General features: G+C 59.1%; 6 protein-coding genes. 4 read left to right on the top strand and 2 right to left on the bottom strand.

The window, feature by feature from the left end; all coding sequences use genetic code 11:
- Window position 1: 1 nt before the first annotated feature.
- From AC1DWI_RS16995 to AC1DWI_RS17010, 4 genes are all read left to right on the top strand, one after another.
- On the top strand, window positions 2–631 hold the full coding sequence (locus tag AC1DWI_RS16995; RefSeq protein WP_477725270.1) for a LysE family transporter: 630 nt from the start codon (window positions 2–4) through the stop codon (window positions 629–631).
- Between the two features lie 12 nt (window positions 632–643).
- Complete coding sequence (locus AC1DWI_RS17000; RefSeq protein WP_477725271.1) at window positions 644–1,288, top strand: glutathione S-transferase; 645 nt, start codon at window positions 644–646, stop codon at window positions 1,286–1,288.
- Between the two features lie 11 nt (window positions 1,289–1,299).
- On the top strand, window positions 1,300–1,920 hold the full coding sequence (locus AC1DWI_RS17005) for an HAD-IA family hydrolase (protein WP_477670804.1): 621 nt from the start codon (window positions 1,300–1,302) through the stop codon (window positions 1,918–1,920).
- 78 nt (window positions 1,921–1,998) lie between these two features.
- On the top strand, window positions 1,999–2,265 hold the full coding sequence (locus AC1DWI_RS17010) for a hypothetical protein (protein WP_477670805.1): 267 nt from the start codon (window positions 1,999–2,001) through the stop codon (window positions 2,263–2,265).
- Between the two features lie 217 nt (window positions 2,266–2,482).
- Here the strand turns inward: AC1DWI_RS17010 and AC1DWI_RS17015 are convergent, their stop codons facing one another.
- On the bottom strand, window positions 2,483–2,896 hold the full coding sequence (locus AC1DWI_RS17015; RefSeq protein ID WP_477670806.1) for a DUF4279 domain-containing protein: 414 nt from the start codon (window positions 2,894–2,896) through the stop codon (window positions 2,483–2,485).
- A gap of 105 nt (window positions 2,897–3,001) precedes the next feature.
- Window positions 3,002–3,457, bottom strand: a 456-nt coding sequence (locus AC1DWI_RS17020; protein WP_477725272.1) for a hypothetical protein, incomplete at its 5' end; no start/stop codon positions are given.

Raw genomic sequence — 3,457 nt, forward strand, 5'->3', positions numbered from 1 at the left:
ATTGTTCAATGCCGCGCCGGGTGCTGTTTTTGCCGAAACGGTGYGCCAGGGCGTGCGCGGCGGTTTCCGGCCTGCCCTGGCGGTACAAATCGGCTCACTGGCCGGCGACGCGCTGTGGGCCCTGCTCGGGCTGGTCGGGATCGGGCTGCTGCTTCAGCTGGAGTGGATTCGCTGGCCCGTCGGTATCGCCGGGGCGCTGTATCTCTTTTGGCTTGCGCGCGACTCATGGCTTTGCGCCAGCCAGGAATTCGCTTTAACGGACCCGGCAACGGCCGAACCCCAAAAGGCCATGCGCGCAGGGGTTCTCCTGTCCATCACCAACCCACAAAACATTGCCTACTGGGCCGCGCTCGGCAGCGCCTTGGGCGCCGTGGGAATCCATGAACCCACGGCCACCGACTACGGCATCTTTTTTGTGGGCTTCATGGTGTCGTCGGTGGTATGGGCTTTCTTCTGCGCGGCAGTGGTTGACAGGATCTTTCGCCGCGCCGGCATGCGGTGGGCCAAGGTCACTTACAAACTCTGCGCCGCCGCTTTTCTGGCGCTGGCCATTGGCTCGGTGCGCGACCTCATGGTCCAGTCGCCGCCTCTTCCTCATAAAGACAAATCCGTCGTGACCGGTAAACCCTGAACAGGAACTGCCATGCAACTCATAGGAATGCTCGACTCGCCCTACGTTCGCCGCGTAGCCATTTCCCTGCAACTCCTCGGCCTGCGCTTTGAACATCAATCGGTCTCGGTCTTCAGCACCTTTGAGAAATTCCGGCAGATCAACCCGGTTGTCAAAGCGCCCTCACTTGTGTGTGACGACGGCACGGTGCTCATGGACTCCACCCTGATCATCGACTACGCCGAGGCGCTGGCCGTGCAGCAGGCGCCGCCCAGAAGCCTGATGYCGGCGGCCATTGCCGAACGCCAGCAGGCACTGCGCGTGATTGGCCTGGCCATGGCCGCCTGTGAAAAAAGCGTGCAGATCATCTATGAGCGCAACCTGCGCCCCGCTGAAAAGCTGCACCAGCCCTGGGTGTCTCGTGTGACGGGCCAGTTGCTGGCGGCCTATGGTGAACTGGAATCAGAACTTCGGCGCAAACCGCTGGCGGCGACCAGCGGCACCATGGGCCAGGACGGCGTGACCACGGGCATCACATGGCACTTCACGCAGGCCATGATTCCAGAGGTAGTGAACGCGGCTGACTACCCAGCCCTGTGTGAGTTCTCTGCCCGGGCTGAACAGTTGCCTGAATTCCTGGCTGCGCCGCACAGCGACAAGACCTACAAAAACCCATAAAACCCAGCAACATGCAAACCACCAAAGTCCAGGCACTGCTGTTCGATCTAGGCGGCGTGTTGATCGATGTTGATTTCAACCGCGTGCTTGAGCACTGGCAGCCAATCTCCCGGCTATCGCTCGAAGAGCTGAAAGCCACCTTCAGCGCCGATCTGCCCTACCAGCAGCATGAGCGCGGCGAAATCACGGCGGCGCATTACTTCGCCCATCTGGCCGAGGCCTTGCAGCTTCAAGACAATCCGGCACACATCACCGCAGGCTGGAACGCCATTTTCGGCGACGAGATCACCGAGACGCTCGACCTGGTGCAGGAAGCGCGTAACCATCTCCCGTGCTATGTTTTTTCCAACACCAACGCCACACATCAGGCGGTATGGACCGCGCTTTACCCCCGCCTGGCGCAGTCATTCGAGCGAATTTTTGTGTCGTCCGAGATCGGTTACCGCAAGCCTGAGCGCCGCTCTTTTGAATACGTCGCTGACGCGATGGGCGTTCCGCTCAACGCCATCCTGTTCTTTGACGACCACCCCGACAACGTCGAAGGCGCCAGGGCCGCCGGGCTTCAGGCGGTTCAGGTGCGGGGGCCGGCGGATGTCAGGGTTGCGCTTGAGGGGATAGGTTGCGTGAGGTAAGGTAACGTCTGCCACGGGCCGGCTCTTTGCGCCCTCACAGCAGTAGACTCGCCAGCCATCGGCAGCTACGATGGCTGCATGGCCACCGAATCCGATCCCAACCCTGGCGCCACTCCGGAACTTTCCGAAGAAAAGGTCAATGAGGCCAGGAACGCCTGGTGCCGGGCCTATGTGCATGTATGGGCTGACCTCTCAAAAGGCGTTTACGACAAGGACGCGATTGAAAAAGCAGCCGACGAGCATTGGCAGCGCAGCCCGAAATCAAGCCCGGTGATGGTGGCCTCGACGGAGTTCACCAAGACCACCAAGGCGGCGCCCCCGCCCGCTGCTATTCCGAGCAATTAAAGTCGTAAACATACCGATCTGCATGCGGCTTGGTGAACGCGAAGCAAAGACACCAGCAACCGGTTAGGACTGGTCACGCTGCGGCTGACGGAAATTGGCAGACAGAGAGTATTTTTTTACGGCCTCACGTGAAGATGACCGGACCACAACAACTTGCGGCGAAGCCGCCTTCTGATGTTGTGGGTACGTGTCGATTGTCATGTTAGTCAGTTGGCGATCACGATTGCTCATAAAGCCAGATGCTAAGTGAGACATTCAGTTCGCCAAGTGACGCGAGTACATCAGGCGCGATACAAAGCGACAACGAGCCTTGCTCTGCCCGGCAGTCCAGATAAGGCGAGTAACCCTCACACCGCAGGCTGCTTAGCGCCGCAGACCTCGGCTGAAGGAGTCCAATCCACTTGGCCAACTGCTGCTCCACCGTGAGATCTTCGCCAGCCTCTGGTAGATCCAGTTTCCACAGACCAACCGGCGACGCGGATCCCGCTCTAACGCCCGTCGTTGTGCACTCACCAAGCCTCACAGCTTCCGATGGATCCAACCCGAGCCGATTTGTCACGACGTCGGGATCAACGTTCTCGCGACAAAAAACCAACTGAGTAATGTTGCTCGAAGGACCAGGTGCGCGCATTTTTTTCTGCTGCCTAACGTAAAAATGACCGGACCATCACCCTTTGCGGCGGAGCCGCCTCCTGCTGTTGTGGGTCCGCGTCGATTGACATGTTATGCAGGGCATTCACAGGCTGCACATCATGGACACAACGATCGAGTGATCAAACTTACTACCAGCAGTGTCGTCAAATGGACTCTCCGATATATCAATCAACACCCGCGTGAGCTTGGGATTGAACCGCTTCATGTACTCGCGAACGCGCTCTGCCCGCGTTCCAATGAGTTGATAATCTCGCCGAGGAAGCGACATAGGGGCAACCGAGTATTCGATGCGTACCCAAGACTTTGCGGCCCAGTCCGGCCCGCACTTCGCCACCATTTCCTCGGCTGCATGGTCGAGCGCCGACCTTTGTTCGTTTGAGATCGAAACAGTCGATTTTTCGAACACCAGTCGCGCTCCCGCAGTTCCCGCAGGGGGCGGTGTGCTGTTCGCCCAAGCATGCGACAGCAGAAATGAGCTCGAGAGGACGATCGCGGAAATGAGCGCGACGTCGCGCACCGTATAACGTAATTTATACCG

The sequence above is a fragment of the Polaromonas sp. P3_C2 genome (genome assembly GCF_056402675.1).

Excerpts from the sequence above, each read along its gene's own strand:
- AC1DWI_RS17015 (WP_477670806.1), bottom strand. The coding sequence starts at position 2,896 with ATGCGCGCACCTGGTCCTTCGAGCAACATTACTCAGTTGGTTTTTTGT.
- AC1DWI_RS17005 (WP_477670804.1), top strand. The coding sequence starts at position 1,300 with ATGCAAACCACCAAAGTCCAGGCACTGCTGTTCGATCTAGGCGGCGTG.
- AC1DWI_RS17010 (WP_477670805.1), top strand. The coding sequence starts at position 1,999 with ATGGCCACCGAATCCGATCCCAACCCTGGCGCCACTCCGGAACTTTCC.